The organism is Streptosporangium sp. NPDC005286, from assembly GCF_040607515.1.
Lineage (GTDB): Bacteria > Actinomycetota > Actinomycetes > Streptosporangiales > Streptosporangiaceae > Streptosporangium.
This window is the reverse complement of sequence record NZ_JBEXGU010000044.1, coordinates 19,129-37,477: the sequence shown is the minus strand read 5'-3', so window position 1 is coordinate 37,477 and position 18,349 is coordinate 19,129. Positions and strand designations below refer to the sequence as shown.

Annotated in this window: 18 protein-coding genes; 11 read left to right on the top strand and 7 right to left on the bottom strand. The window is 70.8% G+C overall.

Annotated elements, in window-relative coordinates; genetic code table 11:
• Positions 1 to 5 precede the first annotated feature (5 nt).
• Complete coding sequence (locus tag ABZU75_RS18440) at positions 6 to 1,358, top strand: MFS transporter (protein ID WP_355555395.1); 1,353 nt, start codon at positions 6 to 8, stop codon at positions 1,356 to 1,358.
• Between the two features lie 10 nt (positions 1,359 to 1,368).
• On the opposite strand, the gene ABZU75_RS18435 is transcribed toward ABZU75_RS18440, so the two are convergent.
• The 3 genes from ABZU75_RS18435 to ABZU75_RS18425 form a co-directional block, all read right to left on the bottom strand.
• On the bottom strand, positions 1,369 to 2,172 hold the full coding sequence (locus tag ABZU75_RS18435) for an ABC transporter ATP-binding protein (protein ID WP_355555393.1): 804 nt from the start codon (positions 2,170 to 2,172) through the stop codon (positions 1,369 to 1,371).
• On the bottom strand, positions 2,169 to 3,236 hold the full coding sequence (locus ABZU75_RS18430; RefSeq protein ID WP_355555391.1) for an iron chelate uptake ABC transporter family permease subunit: 1,068 nt from the start codon (positions 3,234 to 3,236) through the stop codon (positions 2,169 to 2,171). Before ABZU75_RS18430 ends, ABZU75_RS18435 begins: the two co-directional genes overlap by 4 nt.
• Positions 3,237 to 3,510: 274 nt before the next feature.
• On the bottom strand, positions 3,511 to 4,587 hold the full coding sequence (locus tag ABZU75_RS18425) for an iron chelate uptake ABC transporter family permease subunit (protein WP_355555388.1): 1,077 nt from the start codon (positions 4,585 to 4,587) through the stop codon (positions 3,511 to 3,513).
• 117 nt (positions 4,588 to 4,704) lie between these two features.
• On the opposite strand from ABZU75_RS18425, the gene ABZU75_RS18420 reads away from it, so the two are divergent.
• A complete protein-coding gene (locus ABZU75_RS18420; RefSeq protein WP_355555386.1) occupies positions 4,705 to 5,685 on the top strand; it encodes an ABC transporter substrate-binding protein in 981 nt (326 codons plus the stop codon).
• Positions 5,686 to 5,855: 170 nt separating this feature from the next.
• Here the strand turns inward: ABZU75_RS18420 and ABZU75_RS18415 are convergent, their stop codons facing one another.
• Positions 5,856 to 8,252: a helicase-associated domain-containing protein gene (locus ABZU75_RS18415; protein ID WP_355555384.1), complete on the bottom strand. Its 2,397-nt coding sequence runs from the start codon at positions 8,250 to 8,252 to the stop codon at positions 5,856 to 5,858.
• A gap of 282 nt (positions 8,253 to 8,534) precedes the next feature.
• Positions 8,535 to 8,966, bottom strand: coding sequence for an ATP-binding protein (locus ABZU75_RS18410; RefSeq protein WP_350915019.1), 432 nt, complete (start codon positions 8,964 to 8,966; stop codon positions 8,535 to 8,537).
• Between the two features lie 355 nt (positions 8,967 to 9,321).
• Between ABZU75_RS18410 and ABZU75_RS18405 the strand changes: the two genes are divergently transcribed.
• The 4 genes from ABZU75_RS18405 to ABZU75_RS18390 all read left to right on the top strand — a co-directional run bounded on the left by ABZU75_RS18405 (position 9,322) and on the right by ABZU75_RS18390 (position 11,617).
• Entirely contained in the window at positions 9,322 to 10,143 is an 822-nt protein-coding gene (locus tag ABZU75_RS18405; protein WP_350915555.1) for a helix-turn-helix transcriptional regulator, read from the top strand.
• Positions 10,144 to 10,380: a DUF397 domain-containing protein gene (locus ABZU75_RS18400; protein WP_355555381.1), complete on the top strand. Its 237-nt coding sequence runs from the start codon at positions 10,144 to 10,146 to the stop codon at positions 10,378 to 10,380.
• 123 nt (positions 10,381 to 10,503) lie between these two features.
• Positions 10,504 to 10,761 carry a hypothetical protein gene (locus ABZU75_RS18395; protein ID WP_245651823.1) on the top strand — a complete coding sequence of 86 codons (258 nt, stop codon included), beginning with the start codon at positions 10,504 to 10,506 and terminating at the stop codon, positions 10,759 to 10,761.
• Positions 10,762 to 10,843: 82 nt separating this feature from the next.
• Positions 10,844 to 11,617 (top strand): hypothetical protein, encoded by a 774-nt coding sequence (locus ABZU75_RS18390; RefSeq protein ID WP_355555379.1) that lies wholly within the window; start codon positions 10,844 to 10,846, stop codon positions 11,615 to 11,617.
• Between the two features lie 63 nt (positions 11,618 to 11,680).
• On the opposite strand, the gene ABZU75_RS18385 is transcribed toward ABZU75_RS18390, so the two are convergent.
• Together ABZU75_RS18385 and ABZU75_RS18380 are read right to left on the bottom strand one after the other, a co-directional pair.
• On the bottom strand, positions 11,681 to 12,262 hold the full coding sequence (locus ABZU75_RS18385; protein ID WP_350915013.1) for a histidine phosphatase family protein: 582 nt from the start codon (positions 12,260 to 12,262) through the stop codon (positions 11,681 to 11,683).
• 70 nt (positions 12,263 to 12,332) lie between these two features.
• Positions 12,333 to 13,247: a TIGR03621 family F420-dependent LLM class oxidoreductase gene (locus tag ABZU75_RS18380; RefSeq protein ID WP_355555376.1), complete on the bottom strand. Its 915-nt coding sequence runs from the start codon at positions 13,245 to 13,247 to the stop codon at positions 12,333 to 12,335.
• A 119-nt stretch (positions 13,248 to 13,366) separates the two neighbouring features.
• On the opposite strand from ABZU75_RS18380, the gene ABZU75_RS18375 reads away from it, so the two are divergent.
• Genes ABZU75_RS18375 through ABZU75_RS18355 form a run of 5 tightly spaced genes read left to right on the top strand, consistent with a single transcriptional unit; the run spans position 13,367 to position 18,044 of the window.
• Positions 13,367 to 14,146: a phytanoyl-CoA dioxygenase family protein gene (locus tag ABZU75_RS18375; protein WP_355555374.1), complete on the top strand. Its 780-nt coding sequence runs from the start codon at positions 13,367 to 13,369 to the stop codon at positions 14,144 to 14,146.
• Positions 14,147 to 14,181: 35 nt separating this feature from the next.
• On the top strand, positions 14,182 to 15,198 hold the full coding sequence (locus ABZU75_RS18370) for a phosphotriesterase-related protein (RefSeq protein WP_350915008.1): 1,017 nt from the start codon (positions 14,182 to 14,184) through the stop codon (positions 15,196 to 15,198).
• Entirely contained in the window at positions 15,185 to 16,387 is a 1,203-nt protein-coding gene (locus tag ABZU75_RS18365; RefSeq protein ID WP_355555371.1) for a cytochrome P450, read from the top strand. The genes ABZU75_RS18370 and ABZU75_RS18365 overlap by 14 nt, the downstream gene beginning before the upstream one ends.
• Positions 16,381 to 17,193 carry an SDR family oxidoreductase gene (locus ABZU75_RS18360; protein WP_355555369.1) on the top strand — a complete coding sequence of 271 codons (813 nt, stop codon included), beginning with the start codon at positions 16,381 to 16,383 and terminating at the stop codon, positions 17,191 to 17,193. The genes ABZU75_RS18365 and ABZU75_RS18360 overlap by 7 nt, the downstream gene beginning before the upstream one ends.
• Positions 17,190 to 18,044, top strand: a complete 855-nt coding sequence (locus ABZU75_RS18355; RefSeq protein WP_355555366.1) for a Gfo/Idh/MocA family oxidoreductase — start codon at positions 17,190 to 17,192, stop codon at positions 18,042 to 18,044. Before ABZU75_RS18360 ends, ABZU75_RS18355 begins: the two co-directional genes overlap by 4 nt.
• Positions 18,045 to 18,349: the final 305 nt, after the last annotated feature.

Below are 18,349 nucleotides of genomic sequence, written 5' to 3'. Positions count from 1 at the left end.
GCGCCATGGCGACAACCGCAATACCGCACGACAAGCAGCAGGCACGACGAGCCGGGATCGCCGCGCTCGTCGGCACGACCCTGGAGTGGTACGACTTCCTGATCTACGGGACGGCCGCCGCCCTCATCCTCAATGAGCTGTTCTTCCCGAACGGGGACCCGCTCGTCGGCACGCTGGCGGCGTTCGCCACCTACGCGGTCGGTTTCATGGCGCGGCCGATCGGCGGGATCGTGCTGGGCAACCTGGGTGACCGGGCCGGCCGCAAGAGGATGCTGATCCTCACGATCACGCTGATGGGCGTGGCGACCACGCTGATCGGCCTCCTGCCGTCGTACGACCAGATCGGCTTCTGGGCGCCGGTCCTGCTGATCGGGCTGCGCCTGCTGCAGGGGTTCGCCGCCGGAGGGGAGTACGCGGGCGCGGTCGTGCTGTCCGTGGAACACGGTGACCAGACCCGCCGCGGCGCCGCCGGCGCCTGGGCACCCACCGGGTTCGCCGTCGCCACCCTGCTGTCGACGGGTGTCTTCCAGCTCATGCTCCTGCTGCCCGACGACGCGTTCCGCTCGTGGGGCTGGCGCGTGCCGTTCCTGCTGGGCGCACTGCTGCTGCTGGTCGGCTACCTCATCAGGCGCCGCATCGACGAGACGCCCGCCTTCGAGGAGGCGGAGAGGGCCGAGGCCAGGGGAGCCGTACAGGCCACCAAGACGCCGGTGCTCGCCGTGCTGCGCAAGCACCCCCGCAGCTTCCTGGTGGTCGTCGGCGCCCGGTTCGCCGAGAACTCCTTCGCCTACCTCTTCCCCGTCTTCGGTGTCGCCTTCGCCGTCAACCAGCTCGGCATCGACCGTTCGTTCACCCTGCTGGCGGTCGTCATCGCCTCCGCGGTACAGATCGTCGCCGTCCCCCTGTGGGCGATCCTGTCGGACCGGGTCGGCCGCAGGCCCGTCTACGCGGGTGGGGCGATCGCCTCGCTGCTGTGGCTGGTGCCGTACTTCATGTTGCTGGAGACCCTGTCGCCGGTGCTGATCGTCATCGGTTTCGTGGTCGGCCTCGGCGTCTTCTACCCGGCCATGCTGGCCCCGCAGGCGGCCTACTTCGCCGAGCTCTTCGACACCAAGACCCGGCTGTCCGGCTTCGCGTTCGCCCGCGAGCTCGGCTCGGTGCTCGCCGGCGGCTTCCTGCCGCTGATCGCCACCGCGCTGCTGGCCTGGACCGGCCACTGGTGGGCCGTCGCGGTCTACTTGGCGGTGCTGACCGCCATCACCCTCATCGCCCTCGCCTTCGGACCGGAGACGCGCGGGCAGGACATCGTCACGGTGTCGGCCGCCGAGAACGAGCCCGCGGGGCGGGTCACGGGCTGACCCTCCTGACCTAGCCTCGCCCCAGCGGCGCGGGAGCGCGGCGGCGGGTCTCGGGGACGATCAGCGGGGTGCCGCTCTGCGGGTCCTCGATGATCTCGCAGCGTAGCTCGAAGACCTCCCTTACCAGGCCGGCCGTGACGATCGTGGAGGGGTCGCCCTCGGCGACGATCCGGCCGTCGCGCATCACGATCAGGTGGGTGGCGTAGCGGCAGGCCTGATTCAGGTCGTGCAGCACGGCGACCAGGGTCCTGCCCTGCTCGTGCAGGTCGGCGCAGAGGTCGAGCACCTCGATCTGGTGGGCGATGTCCAGGAAGGTGGTCGGCTCGTCGAGCAGCAGGATCGGGGTCTCCTGGGCCAGCGCCATGGCCAGCCAGACGCGCTGGCGCTGGCCGCCGGAGAGTTCGTCCACGCAGCGGTCGGCCAGCTCGGTCACGTCCGTCGACTCCATGGCCGCCGCCACCGCGGCCTTGTCCTCGCGGGACCACTGGCGCATCATCCGCTGGTGCGGGTAGCGGCCCCGGCCCACCAGGTCGGCGACCGTGATGCCGTCGGGCACGATCGAGCTCTGCGGCAGCAGGCCCAGCCTGCGCGCCACCTCCTTGGACGGCAGCGAGGTGATCACGGATCCGTCCAGGTGGACCGCCCCCGCGCGGGGCTTGAGCATCCGGGCCAGGGCGCGCAGCATCGTGGACTTGCCGCACGCGTTGGGGCCGATGATCACGGTGAACGACCCGTCGGGGATCGTGACGTCCAGGTCCCTGGCCACCACGCGCTTGTCGTAGGAGAGGGTCAGGCCGGTGCCGTACAGTCTCAACGTCGTTCCCTCCGCAGGAGAAACACCAGGTATACGCCGCCGATCGCGGCGGTCATGATTCCCACCGGCAGCTGGACCGGCGCGAAGAGGCGCTGCGCGGCCAGGTCGGCGCAGACCAGCAGGGTGGCGCCGGTCAGCGCCGAGGTGACCAGGATGACGCCGGGGGAACGGCTGATCCGCCGGGCCAGCTGGGGAGCGGCCATCGCCACGAAGATCACGGGTCCGGTGGCGGCGGTGGCGACACCGCACAGCAGCACGCCGACGGCGATCGCCGCCGCGCGCACCGGCTCGACGCGGATGCCCATGGCCCTGGCCGCGTCGTCGCCCATCTCCATCATCCGCAGCGGGCGTGACAGCCAGGCGCAGGCGGGCAGGAGCACGGCCACCGCGCACGCGACCGGGATCGCGTGCTCCCAGCCGCGTCCGCCGAGGCTGCCGGTGATCCACGCCCCGGCGGTGGCCGCGTCGCCGATGTCGGCGCGGGTCAGCATGTACCAGTCGGCGGAGACCAGCAGTGCGTTGACCCCGATGCCGACCAGGATCAGCCGGTAGCCCTGCACCCCGCGCTGGAAGGCCAGGGCGTACACGATCAGCGCGCTGGCGACGCACCCGGCGAGCGAGGCCCCCGCGATCTGCCAGGCGCCGCCGCCCAGCACCACGGCGGCGATGCCTCCGGTGGCCGCCCCCGAGGTGAGGCCGACGAAGTCGGGGCTGCCGAGCGGGTTGCGGGTGAGGCTCTGAAAGATCGCCCCGCTCAGCCCGAACGCGGCACCGACCAGCAGGCCGGTCACGATCCGCGGTGCCCGCAGGCGGTTCACGATGAGCTCGGCGACCGGCGGCCCCTCACCGAACAGAGCGGCCACGATGTCGCGGATGGGGACCGTGAACTCGCCGACGGACAGCGCGACCAGGCTGACGACCAGGCCGAGTACGGCGATGGCGGTGCCGGTGACGAGGCCGCGCGGGGAGAGCCGCAGAGACCAGGAACGCAGGCGCAGGGCGGTCAGCAGGGGCCCGGTGGAGCGGGCACTCTTCCCGGCGGTGGCCGGCGGTGGAGCGATCACGAGAGGTCCGTGCGGCGGGCCTCTGAGGCCCGTACCGAGGGAAGGATGTTCATACATGGGTTGGTGCGGCGGGTCTCTGAGGCCTGTGCCGGGAGGGTGTTCTTCTTCATAGATGGGTTGGTGCGGCGGGTCTCTGAGGCTCGTGCCGGGAGGGTGTTCTTCTTCATAGATGGGTTGGTGCGGCGGGTCTCTGAGGCTCGTGCCGGGAGGGTGTTCTTCTTCATAGATGGGTTGGTGCGGCGGGTCTCTGAGGCTCGTGCCGGGAGGGTGTTCTTCATAGGGCGGCGAGTCTCCGGCGGCGAGCGAGCAGGATGAACACCGGGGCGCCGACGAACGCGCACATGATGCCCACCTGCATCTCGGCGGGGGCGGCGACCACCCGGCCGAGGATGTCGGAGCCGAGCAGCACCACGGGGGCGAGCACGACGGTGTACGGCAGGACCCAGCGCTGGTCGGGTCCGGTGAAGGCGCGCACCGCGTGCGGCACGGCCAGGCCCACGAACCACAACGGCCCGGCGGCGGCGGTGGCGGCCCCGCACAGCAGGGTGACCGTGAGCGCGGTCAGCCCACGGGTGCGGGCCATGTTCACGCCCAGCGCGCGTCCCGCCTCGTCGCCCAGTGCCATGGCGTTGAGCGGCCTGGCCAGCAGCAGCCCGAGCACCAGGCCGGCCGCGAGGAACGGAGCGAGCCGGGTCGCCACGTCGGCGCTGATCCCGGCCAGCGACCCGGTGAGCCAGAACCGCATCCGGTCGAAGGTCACCGTGTCGGCCCGCAGGATCGCCGAGGCCGCGGCGTTGAACACCATGCCCAGCGCGACACCGGCGAGTGTGAGCCGTACCGGGCCGCCACCCGAGCGTCCGGCGGAGCCGAGCGCGTAGGCCAGCGTCGCGGCGGCGGCCGCACCGGCGAACGCGAACCAGACGTAGGCGGTGGGGTCGCTCAGGCCCAGCAGCCCGATGGCGACCGTCACGCCGAGGGCCGCGCCCTGGTTGACGCCCAGTAGCCCGGGATCGGCGAGCGGGTTGCGGGTGAGGCTCTGCATCAGCGCGCCGGCCAGGCCGAGTGCCGCGCCCACGCCGATACCGATCAGCGTCCGCGGCACGCGCAGGTCCCTGATGACCGTGTGATCGGTGGACCCGTCGGGTGCGAGCAGCGCGTCCAGCACCGTGGAGAGCGGGACCGAGCGCGATCCCACCGCGATACTGACCAGCGCCAGCAGCACCAGTATCGCCAGCGCGGCCGGCAGTCCGGCCGCCAGCGCGGCCGCACGCCGTTTCGCCGACGGCGGTGGCGTGCCGTCCGGTTCCCCGGCCGTCTCGGACGCGGCCGTGGCCACACCGGCCCTGCTCACCGAGCCCCTCCCTGTTGGTATAGCTAAGGTAAGGCTAATCTAATGAAATAGCCATTTAGGTAAGCCTATCCTTCGGAGAGTGAAATGTCCCTACCTGTCCTTCCGCGGCGGGGATTCATGGCTGCCGGCCTCGTGTTCGCCCTGGCCGCATGCGGGAGCGGCACCGAGACGGCACCCGCGGCCGGTGGCTCTCCGGCTGCCTCCTCGTCGGCGGCGGGTCCGTGGGCCTTCACCGACGACCGCGGAAAGAAGATCGAGCGGCCCGAGCGCCCTGCCCGCGTCGTCGCCCAGGTCGGCGCCGCCGCCGCGCTCTGGGACTTCGGGGTCCGCCCGGTCGCGGTCTTCGGTCCGCACAAGCTCAAGGACGGGACCAGGGATCCCCAGGTCGGCAACGTCGACATCACCAAGGTCGAGTCCATCGGCAACGTGTGGGACGAGTTCAACATCGAGAAGTACATCTCGCTCCAGCCCGACCTGCTGGTCAGCGGCATGTACACCGGAGACACCCTCTGGTACGTGCCGGAGAAGTCCACCTCCACCATCGAGCAGGTAGCGCCCACCCTCGGCGTCCGCCTGGTCGGCAGGTCGCTGCCCGAGATCATCGGGAAGTATGGCGAGGTGGCCGCCGCCCTCGGCGCGGACCTCAACGCCTCCGAGGTGACCGCGGCCAAGGCGAGGTTCGACGCCGCGGCCAAGGCGCTCGTCACCCCCGAGACCAGGAACCTGAGGATCCTGATCATGTCGGGCAGTCCGGAGACGATGTGGGTGGTCAATCCCGATGACCACGCGGACGTGCGCTACTTCAAGGAACTGGGCCTGGACGTCGTGGTGCCGGGCAAGGTCGACGAGGCGGGCTTCTGGGAGACGCTGAGCTGGGAGAACGCCGACACCTACGAGGCGGACGTGATCCTGGTGGACGCCCGCACCCAGTCGATGCGGGTCGACGAGATGAAGGGGAAGCCGACCTTCGCCAAGCTGCCCGCGGTCAAGGCCGGGCAGGTCTACGCCTGGCACGCCGAGGAGCGCTACAGCTACCAGGGCTACGCCGACGTGCTGGAGAAGCTCCTGGCCGACCTGGTCAAGGCCAAGAAGCTCTAGTCCGGTGACCGGGCACGTCCGCCGGGTTCGGTGGCTTCGGCAAGACGACGACCGGAAACCCGGCCACACTTCATGTTCACCGCATCAGCCGGACCGCGGTCGCGGATCCGGGAGGCGCCGGTCCACGCGCTCGGCTCCACGCGCTCGGCTCCACGGGGCGGCCGGCGGGGTCAGGCGTAGGCGCCGCGGACCTCGATGATGTCGGCCAGCGGAAACTCCAGATAGTCGCCCGCCTCCTCGCACCACGCGTCAAGCACGCCGCTGCGCAGCTCGCCGTGGCTGATGGTGGCGGTCAGGCCGTCGGTCAGTGTGATCGCCGCCCGCACGCCCCGATCGACGACGAAGCCGAGCAGCGACTGCTGGGCGGTCGGCAGGCGGGAGGCCATGCGGCCGATGACCGCCCACGTCCTGCCGCCGGACTGGGTGGCCTGGCCCTCGGCGACGAGCAGGCGCTGGGCGTGCTCGCGGGGGTCCGGCGGCGGCTCCACCAGCGGGTACGGGGGTTGTTCGAACTCGGCCACCCTGCCCCCGGGCAGCAGGATCAGCCGCCCGTTCCGCGGTTCCTCGACCCGGGCCCTGCGGATGGTGATCTCCCCGGTGTCCTCGATGGGCACCGGCGCGTAGCCGTTCTCCCGCAGCGCCGCCAGGGTCCTGTCGGCGGGCATCGCGCTGGCCAGCACGGTCGGGGCGAGCAGTCGCAGGCCCAGCCTGCCCAGCCGCCGGTGCCCGGCGATCTCGGCCAGCAGCACCGGGTCGGAGGCCTGCACGATGCAGGCGACGGTGGTCACCGTGACCTCGCCGTGCCGCCTGGCCACGTCGTGAATCAGGTACTCGAGGGGCTGCGGCACCCTGCCCACCTCAGCGAGGTCCGTCAGCAGACCCTCGGCGGTGTAGCCGGTGTCCATGGCCCGGCGCACGCTGGCCGGGGTGAACCGCCAGACCGAGGCCGCGCCGCGCGACTCGCGCTCGGCGGTCCGGTCGAGCAGCTCGGCGAGCTCGCCGGCGGGCGGGCCGGTCACCACCGCGGTGAGGTCGGCGCCGAAGAGCGCGCTCCGCCGCACGCTGGCCAGCGCCCTGGTGGAGCATTCGACCAGCACGGGGTCGTTCTCCACCAGGGGCGCGGAGTCGTCGATCTCGTCGCCGGGGAAGGCGTCCAGCCCGGCCATCGCGCGGCCGAGGTCGGTGATCGTGTCGAGGGCGACCAGCCCGAGCATCCGGGCCTCCTCCAGCACGGCGGGAGCGCACTCGGCCAGCAGCGACCGGTCCAGCAGCGGGGCGTGCCAGTACGCGGACTCGACCAGCCCGGCCAGGTCGACGCACGCGGTGCTGGCGGGCAGGCGGGCCAGCACGCCGAGCACCGCCCGCCGGGCGCGGGCGACCATGGCCCCGGCGGGATCGTCACCGAGCACCGTGCCGTACTTGCCGTCGACCTTCCGGAGCGACGAGCGCTCCATCCGCCACCACGCCGACAGCAGCACCCTGAGCCTGGCGGCCGCGTCGTCCAGCCGCCAGCGGTCGAACTTCTCGGTGGGCACCAGCCCGCCGGCGGAGTCGTCCCAGGCCAGCAGCCGGGCCACCGCGCAGACCTCCAGCAGCAGCCGGGTCTCGTCCTCGTCGCAGCCGGTGTCCTTGGCCACCCGCCGGACCTCGCGCACACCCACCCCGCCCGCCTTGAGCAGCGGCAGCGGGAACTTCGCGGTGTTCTCCAGCATGGCGGCGCAGCGCTCCACCACGTGTGGCGCGGCCAGGGTCATCAGGTGGTCGACGGCCTCGGGGTCGACGGGGAGCGTGGCGAGGTCGGGCGGGACGGGGGTGAAGGGCGGGTGGTAGTCGGGGCCGCGCAGCGCGAGCGCCACCTCACGGGGCATCTCGGCCACATTCCAGCTGGGGCGGAAGAGCAGCCCGTGATCGGCGGCCCACTTCTCGGGAGACCCCGGCACCACGAACTCGCCGCCGTCCACGTCGCGGACAGGACCGTCCCAGGCGAACTCCTCAAGCAGCCGCCCCGCACCCTCGGGAGCCTTCTCCAGCAGCGCGGTCACCCGGTGGGGGTCGGAGAGGATCTCGGTGACCCTGGCGACCGTACGCCGCTTCGGGCCGTGCGGCAGGCCCAGGGTCCTGGCCAGCGCGCGCAGCGCGTCGGCGCTGACCGTCCAGGAGTTCAGGTAGTTGGGGAGCGGTTCACCGAGCCCGCAGGGGGCGGTCCACCACCGGGCGAGCCCCTCGGCCACCCGGATGCGGCCCTCGCTGTCCGGCCACGCCAGGGCGTGGTCGAACAGCAGGTCGAGCCAGGGCGCCACCTCGGCCTCGGGCACGCCCATGAACCGGGCCACCGTCTCCGGCCCGGCCTGCTCGCCGAGGGTCAGTGCGGCCTGCGCCACCTCCAGGGAGGGCAGCGGCAGGCCGCGCATGACCTCCATCACCGCGAACCCGTTGCCCAGTCGCTGCGCCAGGGTGTCCAGGCGGCGCGGCCACGGTGGGGCGATGGCGTCCGGCCGGTTGGCCAGAACTCGGGCGAGCCGTTCTTCGTCGAGGGTTTTCAACCAGCCGAGCAGGTGATCGTCCATCTCGCAGCTCTCTCAGGAATCTCGCGCGGGGACTCTCCGTGAGCCATAAACATCCACGGTAATGCAGAGGGCATCTCTGACGGCATCTACCGCGCAGAATGCGACGCGTTATATGAGGTCTCCATCCGGTTCTAACCGGTCCCGGGGCCACCGGGAGGGAGGAGCGGCGGCCCCGGGACCGATTGGCGCCCTTGAGGGGAAGAGGCGGCGCCGTCCGGAAGAGGTCGGTGGAGGTGGTGAAGGAGCGGGGCGGGGAACGGCACGCGGCGGGCGTTCGTGGGTCTACGGGCGGTCGAGGGGGGCGGGATCCTCACGAAGGCCGGTCCGCAGGACGGCCCAGACAATCTTGCCGTACGGGGCCAGCGGTGCCCAGCCCCAGCGAAGGCTCAGTGACTCGACGATGTGCAGTCCGAGGCCGCCGATGTCGAGTGGCGAAGGATCGCGGAGCGCGGGGAAGCCGGCTCCCGGGTCGTTGAGCGTGCAGGTGACCAGATTGCCCCGCCGGATCAGGGAGAGCCGGATCGGCTCCCTGGCGCGCGACTCGGCGAGCCGGAGGCCGTGTCTGAGGGCGTTGGTCGCCAGTTCCGAGACGACCAGCTCCATGTTCTCGCCCAGCTCGCCGAGGTTCCAGCCGGTGAGGGTGCCCGTCGCGAAGCTGCGGGCGGAGTGGACGGACTCGGCGTGTGGTGGGAGCACGAAGGTGGCGCTGGCCATGACTGCCGGGGATCCGAGGAGAAGATCGCGCGCGGAGTCGGGCCACCAGCCTGCGGGGGGCCACCAGTCGAGCGCCGTCCATGACGTTGACGCTCGGGGGGGCGCGGTTTGGGCGGACTGCACAGCCGCAATCATGGTGCAAACTCCCGTGCAGGTGCAAGAGCGAATGCACGTGCATAAGGTGTGTGCAACCGCTACCGTTACCGGTGATTGGGTAATTTCGTACGAAAGGGGATCTTGATCGTGGCCAGGGATTCTTCGGCCGCGAAGTGACAGACTGTCGATCAGGAAAGCGAGCGAGGAGCATCACGTGTCCATGGATCCGCCCGGTACCGGTTCCACTGTCCGGCGCATCATGCTCGGCGCGAGTCTGCGCCGGCTGCGTGAGGAGAAGGGGCTCGCCCGTGAGGTAGCGGGATTCCACATCCGTGCCTCAGAGTCCAAGATCAGCCGTATGGAACTCGGCCGCGTCGGTTTCAAGACGCGTGACGTGGAAGACCTGCTCACCCTGTACGGCGTGCTCGACGACGCAGAACGGCGCGGCCTGCTGGAGATGGTCCGCGAGGCGAACACCCCCGGCTGGTGGCACAAGTACGGCGACCTGTTGCCGAACTGGTTCACCACCTACGTGGGGCTGGAGGAGGCGACGAACATGATCCGCACCTACGAGGTGCAGTTCATTCCCGGCCTGCTGCAGACATCCGCCTACGCGCGCACCGTGATCCGGTTGGGCTACCCGGACGTGCCGGAGGCGGAGATCGAGCGTCGTGTGCATATGCGCATGCAGCGGCAGGATCGCTTAACGAAGAAGGACGGCCCCCGATTGTGGGCGGTCATCGACGAGGCGGCCCTGAGGCGTCCTATCGGAGGTAAGGAGACGATGCGTGAGCAGATCCAGCACCTGCTGGAAGTGGCCACGCTTCCCAACATCACCCTCCAGGTGATGCCCTTCCGATTCGGCATGCACGCTGCCGAGGGTGGTGCGTTCAGCATCTTGCGGTTTCCCGAGTCCGACCTGTCGGACGTCGTCTATGTCGAGCAGCTCTGGGGTGCCCTCTACCTGGACAAACGTGAGGACATCGATCCATACCTCACGGCCATGGAGCAGTTGTGCGTGGAAAGCACCACGCCCGGGGGCACCGCCGAGATCCTCGGCGACCTTCTCAGAGAGATGTAAATGGAGCAGACCTACAACGGCATGCCGGCCACTGACCTTGCCGGGGCCAGCTGGCGCAAGAGCCGCCACAGCAACTCGACGGGTAACTGCGTCGAGCTTGCCGAACTTTCGGATGGCAGCATCGCGGTCCGGAACTCGCGTTTTCCAGAGGGGCCTGCCCTGATCTACACCAGGGATGAGATCCGTGCCCTGGTGCTCGGGGTGAAGGATGGGGAGTTCGACGGTTTAACGGTGTAACACCGTTTTTACTTCAGGGCCGCCGGGTTAACCGGGCCGCGCCGGTCGTGTAACCGGGGGAGTGGAACGGCACGGAAGAGTTTGAGATCACAGTGATTGGGGGCTCAAGCCGTGCTCGACCAGATGACCTTGTACCCGGTGGCCGACGACGTGCTGTTCGCACCAGGCGGGCGCGTCGTGATCCGCACTTACGGCGTCGCCTCGGCGGCAACGGGGGAGGGTGCGCCCACTCCGGTGTCCTACCGCACATGGGTCACCGGAGTGCGCGACCAGCCACGTTACTGGCGCTGGGGTCACTTCGAGGACGCCTGCCACGGTCACCGCCGGGTCCTCGAATGGCTGACGGGGCGAGGTCCGCAGCCCGCCGCGGCGGCCGCCTGAACGAGATCTCCGCGCTGTACGGCGTGATCCTTCTCAACTAGTGTTCAACCAAGCATTCGCTTGGGTTGAGGAGGCGCTTACCGTGCGGCGAGGCATCTACCTGATCGAAGAGGTCGACTTCCGGCCGATGAACTCCCGCAGGCCGCTGGAGTACCTCACCTGGCTCACCCGCTACAAGAAGGAAGACGAGGCCCTCGACACCCCGGAACTGACCCGGGGACTGTCGATCAGGTCCAGGGACATCGACCTGGTGGGCGCCTTCTACGCCGTCGGCATCACCGGCCACCCCCAGTTCAAGGCGGTCACGCTCTGGGACTGCCACGGTGGCTGGGACGGCGGCTGGCGGCAGATGATGAACATCTACGACGGCGTCGACGGCAGGCTTTTCCTCTCCGACATCGACGACCTGCGTTTTTCCGCCTTCTCCCGGCCGCTGGGCGCCGTGCACGGCAGCCCGGCCCTCGCCGACATCACCGCCGAGGGCTACGCGGCCCCGTTCTACCTGTTCGAGAGCGCCCAGGTGCGACCCGGGGCCGCGCTGGACTACCTCGACGCTGTCCGCGAGGAGCGCGCGCCCGTCCTCGCCGACCACGGCCACCGCCCGATCGGTCTGTACGAGGTCCTGTTCTGCGACACCGAGGTCGTCACCGTCTGGGGCATGACGCTGGACGACCACCTGGCGCTCCAGCGGTCCAGGGACGCGGCGCTCGGCCTGGACGACGAGGTGGCGCCGGACGGCCGGCTGCTCGACTGGAGCAGGCGGGCCAGGGAGTTTTTGGCGGGCCCGTGGCGGGAGACCCTGCTGGCGCCCTTCCCCGGCTCCCGCCTTGCCCCGATCCAGGCCGATCTCCGGTGAGGAGGAGGGCCTGTCGCGGCGGAAAGGGGGATCCGGGGGAGGGCTCCGATCGCGGGCCAGGGGTCAGACGGGCGCGTTCCAGGTGAGGACGACCGGCTCGTCGCGCTCGAAGCCGAGCCGGGAGTAGGTGCCGGTGTCCAGGCGGAACAGGCGGCCGTCGGTCGGTGGCAGGCCGAGCCAGCGGGCGCACAGCACCCGCAGGTAGTGTCCGTGGGCGACCAGGACCACGTCGCCGTCCGCGGCCAGGGCTCGGGCGATCACCCGGTCGGCGCGGGCGCCGACCTGCTCCGCGCTCTCGCCGGGGTGCTCGGCGTCGCCGGGGACGACGCCGTCGCGCCACAGGTACCAGCCGGGGCGCCTCTCGCGGATCTCCAGGGTGGTGATGCCCTCGTAGCCGCCGTAGTCCCATTCCCACAGGTCGGGATCTGTCTCGTAGTCCTTGATGCCGGCGAGTTCGGCGGTGTCCCTCGCGCGCCGGGCCGGACTGACCAGGACGAGGCCGAACGTCCGGTCCGAGATCAGCGGGGCCAGTGCCCGTGCCTGATCCTCGCCTCCGGCGGTCAGCCGTAGATCGGTGCGCCCGGTGTGCCGGCCGTCCCGGCTCCATTCGGTCTCGCCGTGCCGAAGCAGAATCATCTGGTCCATGATGCCCAATCATGCCGCCGGCGGTCCGTCGCGCACGCCCCGGGGCCCCGGGACCCCGAAGCGTCGCGGGTCAGCGCCCCGCGAGCTCCTCGGCGACCGGGATGAAGGCGTCCAGGTCGCGCTCGTGGTGGAGTACGAAATAGGACAGGTCGTGGGTGTCGCGCCAGTGGCGGAGCTTGTCGACGATGTCCTGGCGGGTGCCGAGCAGCACCTGCGGAGTCTCGTCCTGCCGGGAGGAGTCGGCGGCGCTCCACGGCTCGTCCCGCTTGCGGACGCCGAGCTGCTGCACGCTGGTGCCGAGCTCGATCCGGTGGTAGCGGCCGGCCGCGGCCCGCCGTACCAGGTCGATCTTGGCGAGGAAGGCGTCCAGACCGCCGTCCGTGCCGTCGGGGCCGGTGCCGTCGGCGCGTACCCGCATGCCGAGGTTGATCACGTCGGCCTCGCGGGCGGCCAGCCCGAGCATGCGCGGGCCGCCGCCGCCGAGCAGCAGCCGAGGGTGGGGGCGGCTCAGGGGCTTGGGGGTCTGGTCCAGGGCGGTGATCCGGTAGTGCCTGCCGTGGAAGGTGAAGGGGCCGTCCGCCCACAGGCCCTTGAGCACGGTGATCGCCTCGGCCAGCCGGTCCACCCTGACCCCCGGTGGCTCGAACGCCAGCCCGGCACCGGCGTAGTCGGCGGCCATCCAGCCGGTGCCGAGACCCAGCTCCAGGCGGCCCTCGGAGAGCAGGTCGACGGTGGCGGCCTCCTTGGCGAGCACCGCGGGGTGGCGGAAGTCGTTGGCGAACACCAGCGTGCCGACCCGCAGGCGGCTGGTGGCGCACGCCGCCGCGGTCATCGCCGCGACCGGCGCGAAGCGGGGACCGACCAGATGGTCGGGGACGAGCAGCACGTCGAAGCCCGAGCCCTCCAGGCGGAGTGCCGCCTCGGCCCAGGCCCTGGCCGAGCCGGCCTCGCGGATCACGGCGGCGAACCGGAACGGGCGATCCATCGGCATCCCCTCTGTTCTACCAAGCGCTTGCTAAGCATAGATGCGCCGTCCGGGCACGGAAAGGCGACTGTTATTACCAAGCGCTTGCTTTAGTGGGTGTGAGGTTCGACACTGAGCCAATGGCTGACGACAACCTGGTCCGCGAGGTGACCGACGACGAGGTCGCCTTCTTTGCGGACAACGGCTGGGTAAGGCTGCCACGCCTGGTCGAAGGCGGCTACGTGGCCCTGCTCCGCGACCGTGCCCGGGAACACCTCGCCGAACGCTCGCGGGCGGTCATCTCCAAGGTCGACCAGGCGTTCGGCCAGTCCAGGGACATCGCCGAGACCGACGAGCACTTCCGGGACCTGGCCTTCGCCCCGGCTCTCGGCCGCGGCGCCACCAGGCTGCTGCACGGGGTGGCCGGGGTACGGATCCAGGTGACCAACCTGCTGATCAAGGAGCCGGACGGCGGGCACGGCGCCACCGAGTTCCACCAGGACTTCCCGTGGATGCCGATGGACCGCTCGGCCATGCTCACCGTCTGGCTGGCCCTGGTGGACGTGCCCGCGGACATGGGCTCGCTCCGGTTCCTGTGCGGTTCCCACCGCTACGGCCTGCTGGGCCGCTCCTTCGCCAGGGACGGTGACGACCAGCTCAGCCAGCACCCGTGGCTGAAGGAGCTGGAGATCTCACCGCCGCTGGACCTCGCGGCCGGGGACGCGACGGTGCACCACGCGCTGACCGTCCACGGGGCGGCCGCCAACCGCAGGGACAGCGCCAGGCTGTCGTTCACGGTCACCTACTTCGACGCGGACGCGCTCTACACCGGGACGCCGTACAGGCAGACGGACGGTCTGGGACTGACGGTCAACCAGCCGTTCGAACACCCGAGGTTCCCCGTCGTCGCGCACGCGTGACCGGGCCGGCGACGAGCGAGGAGTGGTGACCGGACATGAGTGACAACCCCGCCCCGAGCATCGAGACGATCACCGGCCCCATCGGGGACCCGGGCGCGACGCTCATGCACGAGCACATCTTCGGGCTCAGCCCGGAGATCCTGTGGAACTGGCCGGACATCCCCGAGGGCTGGGACCTCGAAACCCGCGCCCGCGAGGCGGCGGCCAAGCTGAACGACCTGAAACGGCACGGCATCGACACGGTGGTCGACCTGACCGTGGTCGGCCTGGGCCGCTACGTGCCCGCGGTGCAACGGGTGGCCGAGCTGACCGAGGTCAACATCGTGGTCGCCACCGGCCTCTACACCTACGACGCGCTCCCGCCCTACTTCGGCAACCGCGGGCCGGGCTCGCTGTTCGGCGGCGCCGACCGGCTGGCCGAGTTCTTCGTCAGGGACATCACCGAGGGGATCGGCCGTACCGGTGTGAAGGCCGGCATCCTCAAGTGCGCCACCGACCACCTCGGCATGACCGCCAACTGTGAGCGGGTCTTCCGCGCGGTCGCCGAGGCGCACCTGGAGACCGGGGTGCCGATCTCCACCCACTCGCACAGCGCCTCGGGCGGCGGCCTGGAGCAGCAGAAGCTGCTGGCACGGCTGGGCGTGGACCTCTCCAGGGTCGTCATCGGGCACGCCGGAGACGCAACAGATGTCACCTACCTGGAAGAACTCATCGCGAACGGCTCCTACCTGGGCATGGACAGGTTCGGTATCGAGACGATCAGCTCGTTCGAGAACCGGGTGGCGATCGTCGCCGAACTCGCCGCGCGCGGCCACGCGGACCGGATGGTCCTGTCCCACGACTCCTACTGCTTCAACGATCGCTTCGACGCCGACGTCGTACGGCAACGACACCCCAACTACCACCTGCTCCATATCTCCAGGGACGTACTGCCCGAGCTCCGCAGGCGAGGCGTCACCTCCGAGCAGATCGACCTGATGCTCATCGCCAACCCCCGCCAGATCCTCGCCCGGCGCGAGCCGTACCGAGAGGCAGGTCATGATTACCGCTGAGGACTTCGACGTCAGCGCGGCCTGGCACGTCGCCGCGCCCTACGACTTCCTGCGCAGGCTCCGCGACGAGCGTCCGGTGTTCTACAGCGAGCACCTGGGCGCCTATGTCATCAGCCGGCACGAGGACGTGCGCGCCGCCTACGGCGACCCCAGGCGCTTCTCCTCCGAGGGCTCGCTGACGATCTCCCGCAGCCTCGCCGACGAGACCAGGCGGGTGCTGGGCGAGCACGGCTCGTTCCTGTCCAGCTTCGTGGCCAACGTCGACCCGCCCACCCACACCCGGCTGCGCCGTTCGGTCTCGCGCGCCTTCACCCCGCGCGCCGTCGCCGCGATGGAACAGCGCTTCCGCGACCTGAACGAGGAGGTGCTCGACCGGGTGATCCCGAGTGGCGGGGGAGACCTGGTCGCGGAGATCGCGCACGTGCCCTCGGTCAAGCTCACCGCCCGCTTCATCGGCGTCCCCGAGGAGGACGAGGCCTTCGTCAAGGAGCACGTGAAGGACTGGTTCCAGCTCTTCCTGTCGCCGCAGCCGCCCGAGCGCCAGCTGGTGCTGGCCGAGAGCTTCCTGACCTACCTCGACTACGTCGACAAGCTGGTCGCCTCCCGCGCCGCCGAGCCGCGCGACGACTTCGTCTCGCTGATGACCTCGCTGATCGGCACCGAGCTGTCGCACCGCGAGGTCGTCGAGCTGATCTCCACGATCCTGCTCGGCGGCAACGACACCGTGCCCAACCAGCTTGGCAACAGCGTGTTCAGGCTGCTGCGCGAGGAGATCTGGCCGGTGCCGCCCGAGCTGGTGCAGAACGCGGTGGAGGAGTGCATGCGCATCGACGGCGCCAGCCTCGGCTCCTTCAGGTACGCCGCCGTCGATGTGGAGATGCACGGCGTGACCATCCCGAAGGGCTCGCTCTGCCTGCTCTCCACCGACTCCGCGGCCCACGACGAGCGCGTCTTCGACGAGCCGGACGAGTTCCGGATCGACCGCGGCAACGCCGACGCGCACATGACGCTCGGCTACGGCATCCATTTCTGCGTGGGAGCAGCGCTCGGCCGCCTGCAGCTCCGTACCGCGCTGAAGGTGCTGGGCCGCCGCCTGCCGGGGCTCCGCCTGGCATCCGGCGGACCGCCCGTCACCTACCGCACGTCGCTGGTCGGGCGGGGCCTGACCGCGCTGAACGTGGAATGGTGACGCGCTTCGACGGCCGGGTGGCGCTGGTCACCGGCGCCGCCTCGGGAATCGGCGCGGCGGCCGCGCGCCGGCTGGCCGCCGAGGGCGCCTGCGTCGGGGTCGCCGACCTGTGGGCCGCGGGCGCGCGCTCGGTGGCCTCGGGAATCAGGGCCCGCGGCGGTACGGCGTGCGCGCTGCACTGCGACGTGTCGAACGAGGAGGAGGTGAAGGCGGCCGTGGCGCAGCTGATCGGCTCGTTCGGCGGGCTGGACGTGCTGCACTCCAACGCCGCCTGTCTGGACCGCGACGTCTACGGCCGCGACCAGGACCTGCTCGACCTGGACGTCGAGGTCTGGGACCGCACCATGGCCGTCAACCTGCGAGGGGCGATGCTCATGGTCAAGCACGCGGTCCCCGCGATGCGTGACGGCGGCGCGATCGTGCTGACCTCGTCGGTGTCCGGGCTGGTGGGCGACGCCGACCACGCGGCCTACGGGGCGTCCAAGGCGGCCCTGACCGGATTCACCCGCTATGTCGCCACCATGTACGGCTCGCGCGGCATCCGCTGCAACGCGGTCGCCCCCGGCCTCGTCATGACCGACGCGGCGCGCGCGGCGATGTCCCCGCGGCGGCTGGCGGAGAAGGCGGCCGAACGCCTGCTGCCCTGGGCGGCGGAGCCGGACGACGTGGCGGCGCTGGTCGCGTTCCTCGCCTCGGACGAGGCGCGGTGCGTGACCGGCCAGACGATCGTGGTCGACAGCGGGACGACGGCGCACCGTCCGGAGCACGCGATCAGGGCCTGGGAGCGTGCGAAACTGGATCCGTGACGTTATCTGTGGGTCTGGTAGGTGCCGGACCGTGGGCCGAGATGGTGCACGCGCCGATGCTGGCGGCTGGTCCGAACACACGTCTGGCGGGGGTGTGGGCCCGTCGCCCCGAGGCCGCGGCCAGGTTCGGTGCTCCGGTCTTCGAGCGGATCGAGGAGCTCTTCGACAACTGCGAGGCGGTCGCGTTCTCGGTGCCGCCCGCCGTCCAGGCGGAGCTCGGCGTGCTCGCCGCCAAGGCGGGCAAGGCACTGCTGCTGGAGAAACCGCTCGCCGCCGATCTGGACGGCGCACGGCGGCTGGCCGAGGCGGTCGCCGAGGCGGGCGTGGCCTCGCAGATGGTCCTCACCTGGCGTTACTCGCCCGCCACCCGGGCCTTCCTGGCCAGAGTCTCGGCCATCGAGCCGTTCGGCGGCCGGGCGGCCAACATCTCGGGGGCGATGCTCGGCGGAGCCTTCGCCACCTCCTGGCGACTGGAGCGCGGCGCGATCCTCGACGTCGGCCCGCACATGATCGACATGTTGGACGCCGCGCTCGGCAGGGTCGCCGGGGTCCGCGCCCACGGCAACCCGCTGGGCTGGGTCGGCCTGCTGCTGGAGCACGAGACCGGCGCGGTCAGCGAGGCGTCGCTGTGCATGAGCGTGCCAGGTGAGAGCCCGCCCTCCGATGTCGAGATCTACGGCCGCCTCGGCCGGGAGACCATGGACGACACCCGGCTGGGCTCCGACGTCTTCTCCCTCATGCTCATGGAGTTCGAGCGGACCGTGCGGCGCGGTGGCGGCCACCCCCTGGACGCCGCGCACGGCCTGCGCCTGCAGGAGATCATCGCCGCCGCCGAGGAGCAACTCGGCTGAGAGGCGCCCCTGCTGAACGACGGCCCGCCGGACGAGCGGCTCCCTACGCGCGCGGCCGGCCAGAGGGACGGCGCCTGGAGGCTTGGCGGACGGTCCCTCCGGAGCCGCGGCCTGCCGGCGGGACGGCTCGTCGGTGGCGATGTGCCTGGAGGGCGGGTCCGGATGTTCGGCGGGCGGTCCCTCCGGGGCGGCCTACCCGGGGAGCCACAGAGCGGTCCGTCCGGAACCTCGGCATAGAGGCTGTTCGGGGGAGTTGATAGCGTTCGTCCAACGCGTGGTGTGAGCGAAGTCCGGTGTGAGTCCGG